This window comes from Aeromonas sp. QDB56, from assembly GCF_027705505.1.
Lineage (GTDB): Bacteria > Pseudomonadota > Gammaproteobacteria > Enterobacterales > Aeromonadaceae > Aeromonas > Aeromonas caviae.
The window spans coordinates 28,912-31,551 of record NZ_JAPDBZ010000037.1 but is presented as its reverse complement, the minus strand read 5'-3'; the positions used below and the strand labels follow the sequence as shown (position 1 = coordinate 31,551).

The 2,640-nt window shown below is 60.2% G+C and carries 2 protein-coding genes and 1 pseudogene; 1 reads left to right on the top strand and 2 read right to left on the bottom strand.

Annotation, left to right across the window (positions count from 1 at the left end; translation table 11 throughout):
* Positions 1-103: 103 nt before the first annotated feature.
* Positions 104-1,285, bottom strand: a complete 1,182-nt coding sequence (locus tag OKB81_RS08395; protein ID WP_043155175.1) for a hypothetical protein — start codon at positions 1,283-1,285, stop codon at positions 104-106.
* 429 nt (positions 1,286-1,714) lie between these two features.
* Here OKB81_RS08395 and OKB81_RS08390 point away from each other — a divergent pair, with 429 nt between their 5' ends.
* Positions 1,715-2,188, top strand: coding sequence for a DUF4442 domain-containing protein (locus tag OKB81_RS08390; RefSeq protein ID WP_010674883.1), 474 nt, complete (start codon positions 1,715-1,717; stop codon positions 2,186-2,188).
* 387 nt (positions 2,189-2,575) lie between these two features.
* Here OKB81_RS08390 and OKB81_RS20790 read toward each other — a convergent pair.
* A pseudogene (locus OKB81_RS20790) lies at positions 2,576-2,638 on the bottom strand (ribosome-associated protein); the annotation flags it as partial.
* Between the last annotated feature and the right edge of the window lie 2 nt (positions 2,639-2,640).

Below are 2,640 nucleotides of genomic sequence, written 5' to 3'. Positions count from 1 at the left end.
GCCTTGCTCCCCCAACTCAAGTCGCATTTATGAATAATTAGTCAAAAATGTGCTTATCTGAACAGCATTGCGGCATCTGCCGGCTGTTTTTTTGACTGGCGGGTTACACCGTGGCCTTGCTGCGGCTGACCTGCTTGGGCTCCAGGGGCGGGAAGTCATCGTTGAAGAAGGTATCCGCTTCTTCAATCTGTGCCTTGCGCTGCTTCTGGATGAAGTTGTCGAAGTCGCGCTTGATCTCGGGGTCCTTGAGGGCCTCGTAGTCGAACACGTTGGCGGCATAGAGGTAGTTGAAGTAGATGTCGACGAACTCGGCGCTGGCACAGGCGGAGGTGAACTTGCTGTTCTGGCGGTCGAAGTTGACGCGGTACTGCTTGATCTTCGGCACATAGACCAGCTCGTTGCCCACCTTGAACACTTCCACCGTGACCCCCACCGTGATGGTCTTGTAGAAGTCCTTGTTGTTCTCCACCCCGAAGCGGATGGCATCCCCCTGCTTTTGCAGGAACTTGTTGAAGCTGGCCAGCGCCGTGGTGCCCTGGCTCACCACCACGTCCATGATGAAGTTGATGAAGTCGGTGGCGATGCTGAGCCCCTTGATGTGGCGGCTGTAGCTCTGCTGATCGATCTTGCTCGGCCCCATCAGGGGGATCTTGGAGAGGGCCCTGGCCCAGAGATCCGCGTCCGTCTTGTACTGCTCGCCATAGGCTTCGGCGTAACGGTTGATGTAGGCGGTGACCACGGAGGTGATGGCGATGAGGTAGGCCTTCTGTTCCGCCAGCTTGGCCATGACGGCGGGATCGTCCAGCAGCTCGTTGGCCACGATGAACTCCACCAGGCCGTCCTTGTCGGCATAGGGATCATTGCCCACCGCCCGGACGGTGTCGGGCAGATTGACGTCGTTGAAGAAGGCCTCGGCCTCGGCGAACTGATCATGGTTGCTCAGGCGGTTGGCCGGTGCCTCGCGCACCAGCTGGCAGAGCACCAGCTCGGCCTCGTAGTCCGACTCGCGCCACAGGGGGGCCTGCAACTGGTTGCCGAAGGTCTTCTTGTAGGCGAGGTTGAAGTCAAACAGCACCGAACTGCAGCCGCAATCCATGGCGAAGTCGACGGTGTAGCTCAGCGGCCCGGTGGGCAGGGGCTTGCTCATCTTCCCCTTGGCGCTGAGGTTGGCATAGCACTTGAGGTACTCCCGGCCAAACAGCTCGTAGGCACGGTTGTTGTTGAAGTTGAGCTGGAAAGTACCGGCGCTCTCGCCCCCGTTGAACAACTGTTGCACGTGACTCATCTCTCTATCCTTATGGTGAGATTGGTAGACGGGTTGACCCGGTGCCGAGTGGCTACTTCCGGGCCAGCAACAGCCTAGCGAGGGAGAGGGGGTTTGGTTACTGCGAATAATCCCAGTGGCGGGGGCGGGATCCTGGGCTAGCCCTCTGACGGGGAGTATTTCTCGTTGTGCTTCATTCGGATATGGCTGTCATGGTCCCGTCATCCGGGGCGGGACCTTGAAAAAAATCGGAAAAAGGGGAAAGAGAGGGGCGACCCGGGGTCAGGAAAGGCCGGTTTTATCATTTCCCGGGCAAATAGAACCTGGCCATTGCATGAATTTTGCAAATACCCTTTGGGGGCCCGCTCACAGGGATGGCACGGGAGGCTTGTCTATCGGGAAGCAGGCTGGCAACATTTGCGTCACATTAACTCATCGGATCAGTTTGCAATGGACCTGCAACGCCTCAAAGCCAACCTCGCCCTGCGTCTGTTCGCCTGGCGCTACATTCCCGTCATTGGTTTCTGTGCCCCCGTCATCGAGCAGATGGACGCCAGGGCGCTGCGCATCCGCATTCCGCTGGGCTGGCGCACCCGCAACCACCTGGGCAGCATGTATTTCGGGGCGCTCGCCACCGGTGCCGACCTGGTGGGAGGGCTCCTGGTCATGGAGAAGGGGCGGGCGCGGCGCAAGAAGGTGCATTTCGCCTTCAAGGATGTGCAGGGGGAGTTTTTGAAGCGCCCGGAGGGGGACGTGCAGTTTGATTGCGCGGCGGGGGAGCTTATCGACGCCATGATCGACGAGTCCCTGGCGAGCGGTCAGCGCATCAACCGCCCCATCCAGGTGGTGGCCACCTGCCCGTCTCGCAACGGCGACGAGGCCATGGCCCGCTTCGTGCTGACCCTCTCCATCAAGGCCAGCTGAAGGCCAGAGGGCGCTTGGCGCCCTTGTTCAAGCCGGGATCAGAGGATCTCGGGACTGCTCCCTTCCTTCACCACGGCCTTCATGCTTCATGCCGTTGAAGTTGACCACCCACTCGGCCACTGTGCTGGGTAGCGCTGGCGTGGCAGGGCGTCAGGATCAGGGGATCTCGGGACTGCTCCCTTCCTTCACCACGGCCTTCATGCTTCATGCCGTTGAAGTTGACCATCCGCTCGGCCACTGTGCTGGGAAGCGCTGGCGTGGCAGGGCGTCAGGATCAGAGGATCTCTCGGGACTGACGCCTTCCTTCACCACGGCCTTCATGCCATTGAAGTTGACCACCTGCGCGGCCACTGTGCTGGGTAGCGCTGGCGTGACAGGGCGTCAGGATCAGAGGATCTCGGGGCTGACGCCTTCCTTCACCACGACCTTCATGCCGTTGAAGTTGACCACCT

What these genes read in the sequence shown, in the direction of transcription:
- OKB81_RS08395 (WP_043155175.1), bottom strand. Translation starts at nt 1,285, where the DNA reads ATGAGTCACGTGCAACAGTTGTTCAACGGGGGCGAGAGCGCCGGTACT.
- OKB81_RS08390 (WP_010674883.1), top strand. Translation starts at nt 1,715, where the DNA reads ATGGACCTGCAACGCCTCAAAGCCAACCTCGCCCTGCGTCTGTTCGCC.